Genomic DNA, 15,767 nt, shown 5'->3' with positions numbered 1-15,767 from the left:
CCGGCCCGGAATCCGCGGGCAGGCACGCGCCGCGACATGGCAGGGTGGTGATCATCACGCGTCCGCACCACCTGACACACGAGGACTCCGCCCGGTATGAGCACCCCGCCGAACCCGCCCAGCAGCCCGCCCGGACCACCGGCGGACCCTGCGGGCACCCCCGCCCCCGAGGCACCGTCCATACCGGCCCCGGAGGACTCCCCCTCGCTCGAAAAGCCGACGGCCCGGGCGGCCGAGCCCGCACCGGCACCGGAACCGGCACCGGCACCGGCACCGGCCGCCGAGCCCCCGACCACCGCCACCGCGGAGGAGCCCGTGCCCGCCCCGGCTCCGGCCCCGTTCGCCCCCGTGGCCCCCGCTCCCCCGGCCGACCCGTACGCGACCCCCGCCGCCCCCGGCGGGGCCTGGCCTCCGGCCCCGCCCGGGCCCGGCTGGGGCGGGGCGCCGTTCGGGTACCCGGCGCCGCAGAACACCAACGGCCTGGCCGTCGCCGCGCTCGTGCTCGGGCTCCTGGGCCTGGTCATCGGCCCGGTCCCCGTCGTCTTCTGGTTCGGCGGCCTCCTGGCCGTCATCGGCATCGGGGTCGGCATCGGAGCCGTCGTCCGCTCCCGCTCCGGCGCCCCGCGCGGCACGATGGCCGTCGTCGGCACCGGCCTCGCCGTCCTCGGACTCGGCGCATCGGTCGGCGGCTACTTCCTCACGGGCGCCGTCTTCGACCGGATCGACCGGCGCCTCGACCGCGAGTACCGGCAGAGCATCGACGAGTACGAGGACCACCCCGGGCTGCCCACCACCGAGCCGGCTCCGAGGCCGTCCCCGTCGCCCTCCCAGGTGCCCGGCCTGACCACCGCCCTGCCCTTCGGCGAGACGTTCACGTACCCGAACGGCGTCAAGGTGAGCCTGTCGAAGCCGGAGAAGTACGTCACGAAGAACCAGTACGCGAAGGTCGGCAACGCGGTGCAGACGACCGTCACGATCACCAACGACTCGCCCCAGACCATCAACGTCATCTACGCCCTGCCCAACCTCCGCGCCGCCGACGGCATGACCGCCAAGCCGGTCTTCGACGGCAGCGTGCCGAAGATGATCCGGGGCGACATCCTGCCGGGCGCATCGGCCGGCGGGGTCGTCGCCTTCGAGGTCCCCGAGGGCACCGAGGAGGTCACCGCGGACATCACTCCCGGCGGCCTGCTGCCCGCCGTGAAGTACAGGGGCGCGATCGACTGACCCCGAAGCACCCCGAACTGCCGCACCGAAAAGGCTGGGTCCAGGACATCGCGTCAGAAAGACGATTAGACTGGGCCCGTGCCTCAACTTCGCCTCGCGCTGAATCAGATCGACTCGCACGTCGGCAACATCGCCGCGAACGCCGACTCGGTCGTCCACTGGACCCGGCACTCCGCCGAGCAGGGCGCCCACCTGGTGGCGTTCCCGGAGATGATGCTGACCGGGTACCCCGTCGAGGACCTCGCCCTGCGCGGCTCCTTCGTCGACGCCTCCCGTTCCGCGCTGCGCGAGCTCGCGCGGCGGCTGGCGGCCGAGGGGTTCGGCGAGCTGCCGGTCGTCGTCGGCTACCTCGACCGCACCGAGAAGGCCGCGCCGCGACTCGGCCGCCCGGCCGGCTCCCCGGAGAACGCGGCCGCCGTGCTGCACCGCGGCGAGGTCGTGCTGCGCTTCGCCAAGCACCACCTCCCCAACTACGGCGTGTTCGACGAGTTCCGCTACTTCGTGCCCGGCAACACCCAGCCGGTCATCCGGGTGCGCGGCGTGGACGTGGCCCTGGCCATCTGCGAGGACCTCTGGCAGGAGGGCGGCCGGGTCCCCGCCACGCGCTCCGCCGGGGCCGGGCTGCTCATCTCGATCAACGCCTCCCCGTACGAGCGCAACAAGGACGACCTGCGCCTGGAACTGGTCCAAAAGCGCGCCCGGGAGGCCGGCTGCACCCTCGCCTACCTGGCGATGATCGGCGGCCAGGACGAGCTGGTCTTCGACGGCGACTCGATCGTGGTCGACGGCTCCGGCGCGGTCGTCGCGCGCGCCCCGCAGTTCTCCGAGGGCTGCGTCCTCGTGGACCTGGACCTGCCGGCCGCCCGAGCCGACGCCCCCGAGGGCACCGTCGACGACGGGCTGCGCATCGACCGGGTGATCCTCTCCGAGGAGCCGGTGGAGCCGTACGAGCCGGTCGTGACCGGCGGCTACGCCGACCGCCTCGACGACGACGAGGAGGTCTATGACGCGCTGGTCGTGGGGCTGCGCGCGTACGTCCGCAAGAACGGGTTCCGCTCGGTCCTGATCGGGCTCTCCGGCGGCATCGACTCCGCGCTCGTCGCCGCCATCGCCTGCGACGCGATCGGCGCGCAGAACGTGTACGGCGTCTCGATGCCCTCGAAGTACTCCTCGGACCACTCCAAGGGCGATGCGGCCGACCTGGCCGAGCGGACCGGCCTGAACTTCCGGACCGTCCCGGTCGAGCCGATGTTCGACGCGTACATGGGCTCGCTGGGCCTGACCGGTCTGGCCGAGGAGAACCTCCAGTCCCGGCTGCGCGGCACCATGCTGATGGCGCTGTCCAACCAGGAGGGCCACATCGTGCTGGCCCCGGGCAACAAGTCGGAGCTGGCCGTCGGCTACTCCACGCTGTACGGCGACTCCGTGGGTGCGTACGGACCGATCAAGGACGTCTACAAGTCGGACGTCTTCCGCCTGGCCGAGTACCGCAACCGTGCGGCGGCCGAGCGCGGCGAAACCCCGCCGATCCCCGAGAACTCGATCGTCAAGCCCCCGAGCGCCGAACTGCGCCCGGGCCAGGTGGACACGGACTCGCTGCCGGACTACCCCGTCCTGGACGCGATCCTGGCGATGTACGTGGACCGCGACCAGGGGCTGGAGTCGATCGTCGCGGCCGGCTTCGACCCCGAGCTGGTCGCCAAGACCCTGCGCATGGTGGACACGGCGGAGTACAAGCGCCGCCAGTACCCGCCGGGCACGAAGATCTCCGCGAAGGGTTTCGGCAAGGACCGCCGCCTGCCGATCACGAACGGCTGGCGCGAGCAGGCGTGACGCCCGTGCCTACGGCTTGAGGGTGAGGCGGGCGGCGACCGGGAGGTGGTCGCTGCCCGTGCGGGGCAGGGTCCAGGAGGCTTCCGGCTTGATGCCGCGGACCATGATCTGGTCGATGCGGGCCATCGGGAACTGCGCGGGCCAGCTGAAGCCGAACCCGTCGCCCGCCGCGCCCTGGGTCGAGCGCATCTGCGAGGTGACCTCGGACAGGGCGCGGTCGTTCATGGTTCCGTTGAGATCGCCGAGCAGCAGAACCTTCTTCAGCGGTTCGGCGGCCAGCGCGGCGCCCAGCGCGTCGGCACTGTTGTCGCGCTGGTTGGCGGTGAAGCCGGCGTTCAGCTTGACCCGTACCGAGGGCAGGTGGGCCACGAAGGTGGCGACCTGGCCGTGCGGGGTGGCGACGGTGGCGCGCATGGCCCGGGTCCAGCCCATCCGGATGTCGACGGGCTGGCTGGCGGTCAGCGGGAACTTGCTCCACAGGCCGACCGTGCCCTCGACCGAGTGGTACTTGTACGTGCCCGCCAGGGCCTTCTCGTAGACGGGGACGGCGTCGCCCTTGAGCTCGGTCAGGGCCAGGATGTCGGCGCCGGACCTGCCGATCGATTCGGCGGTGCCGCGCGGGTCGGTGTTGTCGGCGTCGACGTTGTGCGTGGCGACCGTGAGGTTGCCGCCGGAGCCGGACTTGTCGGTGACCAGGCCGCCGAAGAGGTTCACCCAGACGGCGGCCGTCAGCAGTATCGCGATCAGCGCGGTGGCGGACTTGCGGATCACGGCGGCGACGAGCAGGACCGGGACGGCCAGGCCCAGCCAGGGCAGGAAGGTCTCGGTGAGGCTGCCGAGGTTGCCCACGTCGTTGGGCAGATCGGCGTGGAAGATCATGATGAGCGAGAGCAGCGCGGCGAAGCCCGTCAGCACGAGCCCGCGGCGCCAGATGCCCCGGTCGCGCTTCAGTTCGGCCAGCCGGCGCCGGAACGGGGATCCGGAGGGCTCGGGTTCCGAGCCGCCGTTCCCCGCCTCCGTCATGTACGCCTGTGCCATGCCCTGCCCTCACTGCCGTGCTCGCGCTCCGTTCCCGCCCCTTGACCCTAGGCGATGAGCGGAGCCTTCCGTGCCGTTTGTCCCGGCCGTACGTCCGGGAGGACGAACGGCCATGCGGATGCAGTTCCGGTTGTCACGAAACGCGCACATTTCCTCGCGCCTCCCTGGGGCGGGCCAGGAGTGTGACGAACCGGTCCTCGCGGCACTTCCGCCCCGGGCCGGACGAGTGCCACCATGGTGGGTGAGTCCGGGGACGCCGTGAGGGCGCCTCGAGATGACACAAGGAGCAGTTGCAATGACGCCTGCCGTTTCGCCTGCCCGCGAAGCCTCCCCCACCCTGTACGGAGGCTCGGGCACCCGGCGCATCACCGTCCGCGACCTCACCCTCGCCAAGGAGCGCGGCGAGAAGTGGCCCATGCTCACCGCCTACGACGCGATGACCGCGTCGGTGTTCGACGAGGCCGGCATCCCGGTCATGCTCGTCGGCGACTCGATGGGCAACTGTCACCTCGGCTACGAGACCACCGTCCCGGTCACGATGGACGAGATGACCCTGCTGTCGGCGGCCGTCGTACGGGGCACCAGCCGGGCCCTGATCATCGGCGACCTGCCGTTCGGCTCGTACCAGGAAGGCCCCGTCCAGGCGCTGCGCAGCGCCACCCGCCTCGTCAAGGAGGCCGGGGTCGGGGCGGTCAAGCTGGAGGGCGGCGAGCGCTCGCTGGCCCAGACCGAGCTGATCGTGCAGTCCGGCATCCCCGTCATGTCCCACCTGGGCCTGACCCCGCAGTCCGTGAACGCCATGGGGTACCGGGTGCAGGGCCGCGGCGACGAGGCCGCGCACCAGCTGCTGCGTGACGCCAAGGCGGCGCAGGACGCGGGCGCGTTCGCGGTGGTGCTGGAGCTGGTCCCGGCCGAGCTGGCCGCCGAGGTCACCCGGTCCCTGCACATTCCGACGGTCGGCATCGGCGCGGGCTCGCAGTGCGACGCGCAGGTGCTGGTGTGGACGGACATGATGGGGCTGACCAGCGGGAAGCTGCCGCGCTTCGTCAAGCAGTACGCGAACATCCGCAAGACCATGGGCGACGCGGCGAAGGCCTTCGCCGAGGACGTGGTCGGCGGATCGTTCCCGCAGGAAGAGCACGCCTTCCACTGATCCGGTGAGCGGCTCGGGCAGCCCGCCGACCCGTGTGGTCGGCGGGCTGTCCGCTGCCCGTCGGCCGGCTGTCGGTCGGCTGTCGGTCGGCTGTCGGTCGGCTGTCGGTCGTTTGTCGGCGGGTTGTCAGTGCCGGCTGGTCCCATGGTGGACATGACGCGAAACGACAAGAACCCCAATGCCGTAGAGGTACGGGGGCTGGTGAAGCACTACGGCGAGACCAAGGCCCTCGACGGTGTGGACCTCGATGTCCGCGAGGGCACCGTCCTCGGGGTCCTGGGGCCCAACGGCGCAGGCAAGACCACCCTCGTGCGCTGCCTGTCCACCCTGGTGATCCCGGACGCCGGCACGGCCACCGTCGCCGGGTACGACGTGGTCCGCCAGCCGCGGCAGCTGCGCCGCACCATAGGCCTGACCGGCCAGTACGCCTCGGTCGACGAGAAGCTCTCCGGCTGGGAGAACCTCTACATGATCGGCCGGCTGCTCGACCTGTCCCGCAAGGACTCCCGGTCGCGCGCCGACGAGCTGCTGGAGCGGTTCTCCCTCACCGAGGCCGCGAAGAAGGCCGCGATGCACTACTCCGGCGGCATGCGCCGCCGGCTCGACCTGGCCGCGTCCATGATCGGCCGACCGGCGGTGCTCTACCTGGACGAGCCGACCACCGGCCTGGACCCCCGCACCCGCAACGAGGTGTGGGACGAGGTGCAGCGGATGGTCGCCGAGGGGGCCACCGTCCTGCTCACCACCCAGTACATGGAGGAGGCCGAGCAGCTCGCGAGCGAGCTGACGGTCATCGACCGCGGCAAGGTCATCGCCAGCGGCAAGGTCGACGAGCTGAAGGCCCGGGTCGGCGGCCGGACCCTGAAGATCCGCCCCGCCGACTCCCGCGACCTGCCGGGCATGGCCCGCTCCCTGGCGGAGGCCGGGCTGGACGGGGTCGCCGGTTGCCAGGCGGTGCCGGACGAGGGCGTGCTGCTGGTCCCGATCCTGAGCGACGAGCAGCTGACCGCCGTGGTGGGCCTGCTGGCCGCCCGCGGGTACGCGATCGCCGACCTCGGCACCTACCTGCCCAGCCTCGACGAGGTGTTCCTGTCCATCACCGGCCAGAAGCCCTCCGCAGAGGACTCCATCCCCACCGAGCGGACCGAGGAGGTCGCGGCATGAGCACCGTAACCACGACGAAGCCCGACACCGCGGCCCCTGCGGCGGGGGTCCACCCTGTCGGCGAGGGCCGGATCGGCCTGCGGGCCAACCTGCGGCACATCGGTGCGCTGGTGCGCCGCAACACCCTGCAGATCAAGCAGGACCCGGAGTCGATGTTCGACGTCCTGTTCATGCCGATCATCTTCACGCTGCTGTTCGTGTTCGTCTTCGGCGGCGCCGTCGCCGGCAAGGGGAACCAGGGCGAGTACGTCAGCTACCTGATTCCGGGCCTCATGGCCATGATGGGCATGAACATCGCCATGGCGGTGGGCACCGGTGTCAACGACGACTTCAAGAAGGGCGTGATGGACCGCTTCCGGTCCATGCCGATCGCCCGGTCGTCCGTCCTGCTGGCCAAGATCGTCGTCGAGGTCGGTCGGATGCTGGTCGCCATCGCGATCCTGCTCTGTGTCGGCTTCATACTCGGCCTGTCGATCCAGGGCTCCGTGCTGGACCTGTTCTTCTCCATCGGCCTGTCGGTCGTCTTCGGCGCATCCCTGATGTGGATCTTCATCCTGCTCGGTCTCACCATGAAGACCGCGCAGGCCGTCCAGGGCATGGCGATGCTGGTCCTGATGCCGCTGCAGTTCGGCAGCTCGATCTTCGCCAAGCCGTCCACGATGCCGGGCTGGCTGCAGAACTTCACGGACTACAACCCTCTGTCGAACCTGGCCGACGCGGCCCGCGCCCTGATCAACGGGACGCCGGTCGGGAACTCCGTGTGGATGACGCTGGCCTGGTCCGTTGCCATCACGGCGGTCACCATGCCGCTCGCGGTACGGAAGTTCCGCCAGAAGACCTGATCCGGGACGGTCCGCTCCGGATCGCGTCCCGGGACGGGCCCCGCACGGGGGGCCGGGTCAGATGAGGGCGGTGGCCTCCTCCAGGGTGAGGCCGCCGCCTTCGGCGTACGCCGCCTCGTACGCGGCATCACCGAGCGCCGTCCGGGCCAGTTCTTCCGCCCGGGCGGCGTCTTCCCGTTCCGTGATCACCTTGAAGTGCCCGGGCGGCAGGTGGACCTCGTAGGCGCCGGTCAGCCGCGCGGCCGTCCGCGCCTGTTCCGGGCCGCCGAGCGAGGCGCGGGCGACGGCCGCCGACAGCAGGTGCAGCGCCGGCATCTGCGGGGCGACCATCAGCGTGAGCGGGTCCTGGACGGTGGCCGAGGCTTCCTTGATCTGCGCCAGCGCCTCCTCGTACCTGCCGTCCCGGTTCTCCAGCCAGGCCAGCGTGGCGAGCAGGAAGGCGTCGAAGACGGAGTACGCGCCGAAGGCGAACTCCTCGCGCAGCGCCTTGATCTGGAGGCGGGCCTCGGGGATGCGGCCGCTGCGGCCGAGGATGCCGGCGAGGAACATCCGGGCGGCGGGCATGGCCTCGTTGCCGTACTGGGCCACCGTGCCGACGATCTCCGTGAGGATCTCCTCGGCCTCTTCGGGCCTGCCGCTCTCCGCGAGGGTCCCGGCCATCCGCACCCGCAGCACCGTCACCTGGGCCTTGGCGCCGAGGCGTTCGGCGTGCTCGATCGCCGCCCGGTAGTCCTGGGCGGCAAGGCCGTACCGGCCGCGCTTCTCGTGCGCCTCGGCGCGCGCGGAGAGCGCCTCGGCGCAGCCCCAGTCGTCGCCGATCTCCCGGAAGGCGGCCAGGCTCTCGTCCGCGTCGCGGGCGGCGTCGCCGGCCCAGTCTGCGCGGTTGGCGAGGATGTTGGCGCGGAGCTGGAGGGCCGAGGCGAGTTCCCACCGGTAGCCGAGCGCGCGGGCGGTGTCGACGGTGTCGTCCACGACGCGCTGGAGCAGCCCGGGGTCACCGGCGATCATGACGGCGTAGATCCAGAGCGCGGCGGGGGTCCGGCAGGTCTGCGGGAGCCCCGGCCGGTAGGTGGCGAGGATGCCGTCGACCTGGGCCCGGACCTCCGGGGTGTTCCAGTTGTCGCTGTTCTGGTCGCGGGCGGCCAGCCGGACCATCTGCACGCCGCGCCAGGCCTCGGTGAGCTGCTCGCCGCTGTAGGGCGGGGGCGAGGCGACGAGCGGCTCGTGGACGGGCTCGGCGGGGACGAACGGGGGCGCGAAGGGGTCGGGCCCCAGGGCCGCGGCCGCGTTGGACCAGTGGCGGGACTCCACGCGCAGGTCGTGCATCTGCCAGTACCAGACGAGCGAGTGGACCAGGCACAGCACTTCGCCCACGTCGCGGGCGGCGACGGCGTGCCGCAGGGCCGTACGCAGGTTCTCGTACTCGGTGGCGAGCAGGTCGGCGGCCGCGCGCTGGCCGTGGCCGCGGAGCAACGGCTCGGTGGTGCGGGCCAGTTCGCGGTAGTGGACGAGGTGGCGGCGCTCGGTGGCGGCGCGGTCGCCGGGGGCCTCGTCGAGGCGGGCGGCGGCGTACTCGGCGACGGTCTCCAGCAGCCGGTAGCGCATGCCGGTGCCGTCGGGGTCCGGGGTGGCGACGACGAGGGACTTGTCGACGAGGGAGCCGAGCACGTCGGCGACGTCCCAGGGCTCCGGGTGGCCCTGCGCGCAGACGGCCTCGGCGGCCGCGAGGTCGCAGCCGCCCGCGAAGGCGGACAGCCGGCGCAGTACGGCCCGTTCGGGTTCGACGAGCAGGTCCCAGGACCAGTCGACGACGGCGCGCAGGGTCTGCTGGCGGGGCAGGACGGTACGGGCGCCGCCGGTCAGGAGGCGGAAGCGGTCGTCGAGCCGGTCGGCGATCTGGCGCGGGGTGAGCAGGCGCAGCCGGGCGGCCGCCAGCTCGATCGCCAGGGGCAGTCCGTCGAGGCGGCGGCAGATCTCCGCGGCGGCGGCCGGGTCGTCGTCCACGGTGAACCCGGGGCGGGCGGCGGCCCCGCGGTCGGCGAGGAGCCGCAGCGCGACCGGGTCGGGCAGTGGCTCCACCGGGCGCAGCGACTCCCCCGGTACGCCGAGGGGTTCGCGGCTGGTGGCCAGGATCTGCACGCCGGGGCAGTGGGTGAGGAGGCGTTCGGCGAGCTCGGCGGCGGCGCCGATGACGTGCTCGCAGTTGTCGAGCAGCAGCAGGAGGCGGCGGCGCGCGCAGTGTTCGGCGAGCCGGTCGAGCGGCTCGTCGCCGGTCCGGTCGGTCAGTGCCCGCAGCTCCTCGGCGGAGGCGCCGCGCAGCTTGGTCTCGCGTGCGCCGAGCGCGGCGAGCGCCGCCTCGGCGACGTCCTCGGGGTCGTCGACGGGGGCCAGCTCGACGAGCCACACCCCGTCGGGCCAGCGGTCGGGGGCGTGGGGTGCGGCGGCGTGGGGTGCGGGGGTGTGTGGTGCGGCGGCGTGGGCTTCTGCGGCCTCCTGGGAGAGGCGGGTCTTGCCGGCTCCGCCGGGGCCGAGCAGGGTGACGAGCCGGGCCCGCGCCAGGTCGTCACCGATGACCCGGATGTCCTCCTCGCGGCCGACGAACGTGGTCAGGCGGGCCCGCAGGTTGCCCTGCCCGGGCGGTGCGGGGGCGGGGGCCGCCGCCTTCGTAGCCAGGGGCGGGGACGGGGCCGTCGCCTTGGGAGCCGGGGACGGGGACGGGGCCGGGGCCTGGGCCGGCGCTGCGGTCGCCGGGGCCAGGAGCTGCGCGTGCAGCGCGCGCAGGGCGGGTCCCGGGTCGGTGCCCAGGCGGTCGGCGAGGTCGCGCCGGACCTCCTCGTACGCGGCCAGCGCCTCCGCCGGGCGGCCCGCGGCCCGCAGCGCACGGATGCGCAGGGCCTGCAGGGGTTCGTCCCACGGCTGCTGGGCACACAGCGCGGCCAGCTCCGGCAGGGCCGGCTCCGCCTCGCCCAGGGCCAGGGCCGCCTCCAGACGGCCCCGGCGCGCGTCCATCCGTACGGCCTCCCAGCGCGCGGCCTCCGCCGCCGGGTCGGGCAGGGACGCCAGCGCCGGGCCGCGCCACAGCGCGAGGGCCTCGTCGTAGCGGGCGGCGGCGCGGGCCGGGTCCGGCTCGGCGGCGGCGGAGCGGGCGAGGCCCTCGAAGCGGTACAGGTCGATGTCGTCCCGGCACGCGGCCAGGACGTACCCGCCCTCCTCGGAACGCACCGCCGCGTGCCCCAGCGCCCGGCGCAGCCGCGCCACCAGCGCCTGGAGGGCGGCCACGCCGTCGGCCGGCGGATCCCCGTCCCACACCTGGTCGACCAGCAGCGGCGCCGGCACCGCGCGCCCCGGACGCAGGGCGAGCGCGGTCAGGAGCGCACGCAGGCGCGCTCCGCCGACGGCGACGGGCGTGCCGTCGTCGCGGATGGCCTGGGCGGTGCCGAGAATCACGTAGCGCACCGGCCCATTGTCCCCGGCCCCGGACCCCGTCCGGCCCCGCGCCCGGGATAGGTTTCGCGGCATGGGTCACCAGGGCAGCCGCGGCGAGCGGCAGATCAGTTCCGTATTCCTCGGCATCGCCGCCGTCATGGCGGTCACCGGGTGGGCCGTGTGGACGGGTTACTCGACGAGCACGGGGCTGGCCGTCTTCCTCTTCGTCACCTCGGCGTGGATCGTCTCGCTGTGCCTGCACGAGTACGCGCACGCCCGTACCGCCCTGCACAGCGGTGACCTGTCGGTGGGCGCCAAGGGCTACCTGACGCTCAATCCCCTCAAGTACACGCACGCGCTCCTCAGCATCGTCCTGCCGGTGCTCTTCGTGATCATGGGCGGGCTGGGTCTGCCCGGCGGCGCGGTCTACATCGAGCGGGACCGGATCCAGGGCCGCTGGAAGCACAGCCTCATCTCGGCGGCGGGCCCGCTGGCGAACGTCGCCTTCGCGGTGGTGTGCACGGCCCCGTTTTGGCTGCACGCCCTGGACGGGGTCCCGGCACCGTTCCGCTTCGCGCTCGCCTTCCTCGCGCTGCTCCAGGTCTCGGCGGCGATCCTGAACTTCCTGCCGGTGCCGGGCCTGGACGGCTACGGCGTCATCGAGCCGTGGCTCTCGTACCGGGTCCGGCGCGAGGTGGCGCCGCTGGCCCCGTTCGGCCTGATCGCCGTGTTCGCGCTGCTGTGGATCCCGGAGGTCAACGCGTACTTCTTCGACGCGGTGAACGGCATCCTGTCCGCGCTGGGCGTGAGCGACCTGGAAACGTACTGCGGCCGCGAGCTCTACCGCTTCTGGCAGGGCAACGACGGCTTCTGCGCGGTCCCGGTGGATTAACCCGCGCTGCGGGCGGCCCCGGCCGCCTTCTGCGCCTTGGCCTTGCGCAGGTAGAACCACGCCATGTTGGACGTCACGCCCGCCATGAGCACCCAGATGATCCCCAGGAAGCTGCCCTCCACGAAGGCGACCACGGCCGCGGCGGTGGCGAGGACGCAGACGGCGATGGCGAACACGGCAAGGCGCGGCATGGAAGGAACTCCTCGGGGACACTGATACGGGTCGAGCCCCACCAGTGTCCCCCATGCCCCGCAGTGCCGCCGTAAAGGATTCGCCCCGGCGGTTTTCCCACTTCGCCTGATCTCGCCCGAGGCGCCCCGTTACGGTTTCGCCGGGGGCGTACCGACCATTTCGTGCGCCGGAACGACAGCCCGGCGCACTCGGTCCACGACGGACAAGCCCGGGTGACTGGGGGAAGACATGCAGGAGATCGCAAAGGGCGCGAACGCCACTTTGACCGCGCTCGGCGAGGACGCCGGATCGGTCGTCGTGAGCCTGAGCTGGAGCAGCGCCTCGGGGGCGGGCGACGCCGACGTCTCGGTCCTGCTCGTGGACGAGAACGGCAAGATCCGCAGCGAGAACGACTTCTACTTCTACAACAACCCCGCGGCCGCCGACGGGAGTGTGCAGCTGCTGGGCAAGACTCCGACCGACAACGGCGACGAGGACCGCATCAGCGTGGACCTGACGGCGGTCCCCGAGGGGATCGCGCGGATCGTCGTGGCCGCCAGTCAGTACGGCGGCGCCACCTTCGGGGAACTCGACGGCCTGCGGATGACGGTCGCGGACCGCTCCGGCGAACCGCTCGTCGGCTTCTCCATCGACGACGCGAGCGTGGAGACGGCGTTCATCTTCGGCGAGCTGTACCGGCGCGGTGCGCAATGGAAGTTCCGCGCGGTCGGCCAGGGATACGAAAGCGGCCTGGCGGGCCTGGCCACGGACTTCGGCATCGTCGTCTCGGAGGACACGGACGACCCCGACACCACACAGGCCGAGCACACCGGTACGCAAGCGCCGGCCCCCGTGCCGGTCCCCGCGTCGGCCCCGGCCGACCCCACGGACCCGTCGGCGGCGCAGACCGCCGCCGTCCCGGCCCAGACCCGCGGCCGCGGCACGCGCACGACCCGCAAGAAGGTCACCCTGCCCAAGGTGACCAGGAAGACGCTCGCCGAGAACGACTCCTGGCGACCCGCGCGGCTCTTCCCCGCCCCCTCCCTCAAGAGCGACCGGGAACGCGAAGTACGCGCCACATCGGTGCTGTTGTCCGTCATGGCCCAGGTACCGGAGTTCGGGCGTCGCCTCACCGCCGCGTTCGGTGCGCCCGCAGGCCGGATGCAGACCTTCACCGAGGTGTCCCTCCCGCACGGTGACACCCCACGGCGGCCGGACGGCGTGATCCGGGTGGAGCGTGCGGGCAAGCTGTGGACGGCGCTCGTCGAGACGAAGACGAACGGCAGCCCGCTCAAGCCCGAACAGGTCCAGCAGTACATGGACATCGCCGCGCGCCGCGGCTACGAGGCCGTCGTCACGCTCTCCAACGACGTGGCCCTCGAAGGCAGCGCCATGGTGGACGTCAAGATCGACGGGCGCCGCAAGCACAAGGTGAGCCTGTGGCACCTGTCCTGGGCCGAAGTGGCCCACCAGGCGCAGATGCTGATCCGCCACGAGGGCGTGGGCAATGCCGCGCACGCGTGGCTCCTGCAGGAACTGCTGGAGTACCTCCGGCACGAGCAGTCGGGGTGCCACGGCTTCCAGAACATGGGCCCGGCCTGGGTGCCCGTCCGCAAGGGCATCGAGGACGAGACGCTCAGCCTCGGCGACGCCCGCGCCGTCGACGTCGTGGAGAGCTGGGAGCGGCTCATCCGGCAGGTCTGCCTGCGCCTCGGCGGAGAGCTCGGCCAAAAGGCCCTGCCGGTGCAGCGTGCCCGGCGCGGCAGCGATCCGAAGACGCGCCGGGCCATGGCGGCCGACCGGCTCTGTGCGGACGGGCGGCTCTGCGCGGAGCTGCGCATCGACGGGACGGACAGTGTCATCGCGGTGACCGCGGACCTGCGGACGTCGAAGGTCCGCGCGTCGGTCGAGGTGGCCGCGCCGGAGGGCTCGTACCCGCTGGCCACCGTGAAGCGGATGATCCGGCTGCTCGCCGAGGCGCCGGCGGACCTGCACGTGGAGAGCCTCGTCGAGGGCGAAAACGGGCCGCGCGGAACTCTGGAGCGGCTGCGTCCGGAGCCGGGCGACCTGCTGCCGCGGGACGGCGCCGCGCTCACCGGGTTCCGGCTGTCGCTCATCAAGGGCATGGGCAACACCCGTGGAAATACGGAGTCCGGCTTCATCCGCAGTGTCGACGAGGCCGTGGACCGCTTCTACCACGGGGTGGTGGCCCAGCTCGGGCCCGGCGTGGGACGGGCCGGCCGGCGGGGCTGAGCCCGTCCCGCCGGTCCGGCCCGCCGAGCGGCCGGACCGGCGGACCGGACGCGTCGGACGGACCGGACGCGTCAGACGTCCGTGATGCGCAGGCCTGCGTGGGCCTTGTAGCGGCGGTTGGTGGAGATCAGGTTGGCGACCAGGGATTCGACCTGGTGGGCGTTGCGCAGGCGGCCCGCGAAGACGCCGCGCATGCCCGGGATGCGGGCGGCCAGAGCCTGGACGAGGTCGGTGTCGGCGCGGGATTCGCCGAGGACCATCACGTCGGTGTCGATCTCGTCGATCGACTCGTCCTGGAGCAGGACCGCCGACAGGTGGTGGAAGGCCGCCGTCACGCGGGAGTCCGGGAGGAGGGCGGCGGCCTGCTGGGCCGCGCTGCCCTCTTCGACCGGGAGGGCGTACGCGCCCTGCTTGTCGAAGCCCAGCGGGTTGACGCAGTCCACCACGAGCTTGCCCGCGAGGTCCTCGCGCAGCGCTTCGAGGGTCTTGGCGTGGCCCTCCCACGGCACCGCGATGATCACGATGTCGCTGCGGCGCGCGCACTCGGCGTTGTCCGCGCCCTCCACGCCGAGGCCCAGTTCGTCCGCGGCGCTCCGCGCGCGGTCGGCGGCGCGGGAGCCGATGATCACCTTCTGGCCGGCCCGGGCGAGCCGGTAGGCGAGGCCCCGGCCCTGGTCGCCGGTGCCGCCGAGGACGCCGACGACGAGGCCGGAGACGTCCGGCAGGTCCCACGGGTCCTTGGCCGGCGCCTTGGCGGGGGGCTGCTGCGTGCTGTCTGTGGAGGTCATGGGGGCGAGAGTACTGCCGAGTACCGCACAGTCGAAGAGCGGGGAACCGCTCCCGTATGTCCGTTGCGTGGTGCAGGATGCCGGTATGGATGCCGTGAGGGTCGCGCTGCTGCGCGAGGTGCTGGCCGGTACCGAGTGGCCGGGCGCCGCGCGGCGTTTCGCCGGCTCGCTGCGGCGCTCCGTCGTGCCGTCGGGCGGGAATCTGCTGCTCGTCGGCACCCCGCAGTACGAGCCCTGGCACCTGGCGGCGCACCTCGTGGACGAGGCCGCCTGGTCGGGGCTGCCGGAGCTGGCGCCCACGCTGGTACGCCACCGGGTGCTGCCGGGGGCGCCGCCGCACCTGTCGGTCGGGCTGAGCAGGCTGGAGGCGGCCCGGCGCGGGCACACCCTGCTGGTGGTGGCTCCGGAGCGGCCCGGCGAGCGTCTGCTGGAGCGGGTCCACGACGCCCGCCGCGCGGGGGCGACCGTACTGTCCCTGGACGGCGGGGATCCGGATCTGGGGACGCTCGCGCACGATGCGCTGTCGGTGGCGGAGGGCTCCGCCGAGCTGGACCTGGACACGGTGCAGCACCTGGTCAGCGCGGCGGCCGGGGAGAACAGCCTGCCGGCCCAGCGCGGGCCGCGCGGGCTGCGGGACCGGCTGGCACGGCTGGCCGATCAGCTGACCGCGCCGCCGCCCAACCGCTGGTAGCCGGAGCCGCTGCCGCAGCTACGACCACGGCCGCGACCGTCAGGGCGCCGCGCCCTCGTCTTCCTCGCGGGTCTTGTCGTTCCACTTGGGGTCGTTCTGCCATTCGAGGTTGCGCTCCTGCGCCGTCTCCATGGCGTGCGCCGCCTCCGCGGGCGTCTCGTACGGGCCGAAGCGGTCCTTGGCGGGGCACTCGGGCCCCTCCTCGACCTTTTTGTGGACCAGGCAGTAGTACCACTCGCCCGCTTTGCCCACCTGGCGCTTCTTGAACAGGGCCATCGTCGTCAGGCTC

At 72.7% G+C, this 15,767-nt stretch carries 13 protein-coding genes; 8 read left to right on the top strand and 5 right to left on the bottom strand.

Annotated elements, in window-relative coordinates; genetic code table 11:
* Window positions 1-96: 96 nt before the first annotated feature.
* Complete coding sequence (locus ACFWBF_RS24775) at window positions 97-1,227, top strand: hypothetical protein (RefSeq protein WP_385605699.1); 1,131 nt, start codon at window positions 97-99, stop codon at window positions 1,225-1,227.
* Between the two features lie 78 nt (window positions 1,228-1,305).
* The gene (locus ACFWBF_RS24770; RefSeq protein ID WP_385605697.1) at window positions 1,306-3,060 is read left to right on the top strand and encodes an NAD+ synthase; all 1,755 of its coding nucleotides are present in this window, start codon (window positions 1,306-1,308) and stop codon (window positions 3,058-3,060) included.
* A 9-nt stretch (window positions 3,061-3,069) separates the two neighbouring features.
* Here ACFWBF_RS24770 and ACFWBF_RS24765 read toward each other — a convergent pair whose 3' ends face one another.
* The gene (locus tag ACFWBF_RS24765) at window positions 3,070-4,098 is read right to left on the bottom strand and encodes an endonuclease/exonuclease/phosphatase family protein (protein ID WP_385605696.1); all 1,029 of its coding nucleotides are present in this window, start codon (window positions 4,096-4,098) and stop codon (window positions 3,070-3,072) included.
* A 295-nt stretch (window positions 4,099-4,393) separates the two neighbouring features.
* Here ACFWBF_RS24765 and panB point away from each other — a divergent pair, with 295 nt between their 5' ends.
* The 3 genes from panB to ACFWBF_RS24750 all read left to right on the top strand — a co-directional run bounded on the left by panB (window position 4,394) and on the right by ACFWBF_RS24750 (window position 7,257).
* The gene (panB, locus tag ACFWBF_RS24760) at window positions 4,394-5,251 is read left to right on the top strand and encodes a 3-methyl-2-oxobutanoate hydroxymethyltransferase (protein ID WP_385605694.1); all 858 of its coding nucleotides are present in this window, start codon (window positions 4,394-4,396) and stop codon (window positions 5,249-5,251) included.
* A gap of 144 nt (window positions 5,252-5,395) precedes the next feature.
* Window positions 5,396-6,415 carry an ATP-binding cassette domain-containing protein gene (locus tag ACFWBF_RS24755; RefSeq protein WP_385605692.1) on the top strand — a complete coding sequence of 340 codons (1,020 nt, stop codon included), beginning with the start codon at window positions 5,396-5,398 and terminating at the stop codon, window positions 6,413-6,415.
* Window positions 6,412-7,257 (top strand): ABC transporter permease, encoded by an 846-nt coding sequence (locus ACFWBF_RS24750; RefSeq protein ID WP_385605690.1) that lies wholly within the window; start codon window positions 6,412-6,414, stop codon window positions 7,255-7,257. Before ACFWBF_RS24755 ends, ACFWBF_RS24750 begins: the two co-directional genes overlap by 4 nt.
* A 57-nt stretch (window positions 7,258-7,314) precedes the next feature.
* On the opposite strand, the gene ACFWBF_RS24745 is transcribed toward ACFWBF_RS24750, so the two are convergent.
* Window positions 7,315-10,713 carry an ATP-binding protein gene (locus ACFWBF_RS24745; RefSeq protein ID WP_385605688.1) on the bottom strand — a complete coding sequence of 1,133 codons (3,399 nt, stop codon included), beginning with the start codon at window positions 10,711-10,713 and terminating at the stop codon, window positions 7,315-7,317.
* 61 nt (window positions 10,714-10,774) lie between these two features.
* On the opposite strand from ACFWBF_RS24745, the gene ACFWBF_RS24740 reads away from it, so the two are divergent.
* On the top strand, window positions 10,775-11,575 hold the full coding sequence (locus ACFWBF_RS24740; RefSeq protein WP_385605686.1) for a site-2 protease family protein: 801 nt from the start codon (window positions 10,775-10,777) through the stop codon (window positions 11,573-11,575).
* On the opposite strand, the gene ACFWBF_RS24735 is transcribed toward ACFWBF_RS24740, so the two are convergent.
* Entirely contained in the window at window positions 11,572-11,766 is a 195-nt protein-coding gene (locus ACFWBF_RS24735; RefSeq protein WP_385605684.1) for a hypothetical protein, read from the bottom strand. The two genes, ACFWBF_RS24740 and ACFWBF_RS24735, sit on opposite strands and share 4 nt — an antisense overlap.
* Before the next feature lie 229 nt (window positions 11,767-11,995).
* Between ACFWBF_RS24735 and ACFWBF_RS24730 the strand changes: the two genes are divergently transcribed.
* The gene (locus ACFWBF_RS24730; RefSeq protein ID WP_385605682.1) at window positions 11,996-13,999 is read left to right on the top strand and encodes a TerD family protein; all 2,004 of its coding nucleotides are present in this window, start codon (window positions 11,996-11,998) and stop codon (window positions 13,997-13,999) included.
* A gap of 71 nt (window positions 14,000-14,070) precedes the next feature.
* Here ACFWBF_RS24730 and npdG read toward each other — a convergent pair whose 3' ends face one another.
* Window positions 14,071-14,787 carry an NADPH-dependent F420 reductase gene (gene npdG, locus ACFWBF_RS24725; RefSeq protein ID WP_385605680.1) on the bottom strand — a complete coding sequence of 239 codons (717 nt, stop codon included), beginning with the start codon at window positions 14,785-14,787 and terminating at the stop codon, window positions 14,071-14,073.
* Window positions 14,788-14,872: 85 nt separating this feature from the next.
* On the opposite strand from npdG, the gene ACFWBF_RS24720 reads away from it, so the two are divergent.
* On the top strand, window positions 14,873-15,478 hold the full coding sequence (locus ACFWBF_RS24720) for a hypothetical protein (protein ID WP_385605678.1): 606 nt from the start codon (window positions 14,873-14,875) through the stop codon (window positions 15,476-15,478).
* Between the two features lie 39 nt (window positions 15,479-15,517).
* Here ACFWBF_RS24720 and ACFWBF_RS24715 read toward each other — a convergent pair whose 3' ends face one another.
* Complete coding sequence (locus ACFWBF_RS24715) at window positions 15,518-15,754, bottom strand: hypothetical protein (RefSeq protein ID WP_385605676.1); 237 nt, start codon at window positions 15,752-15,754, stop codon at window positions 15,518-15,520.
* Window positions 15,755-15,767: the final 13 nt, after the last annotated feature.

The sequence above is a fragment of the Streptomyces sp. NPDC060028 genome, assembly GCF_042736725.1.
In the GTDB taxonomy this organism is placed as follows: domain Bacteria; phylum Actinomycetota; class Actinomycetes; order Streptomycetales; family Streptomycetaceae; genus Streptomyces.
The sequence above is the reverse complement of the archived record's forward strand: the minus strand, read 5'-3'. Positions and strand labels throughout refer to the sequence as shown.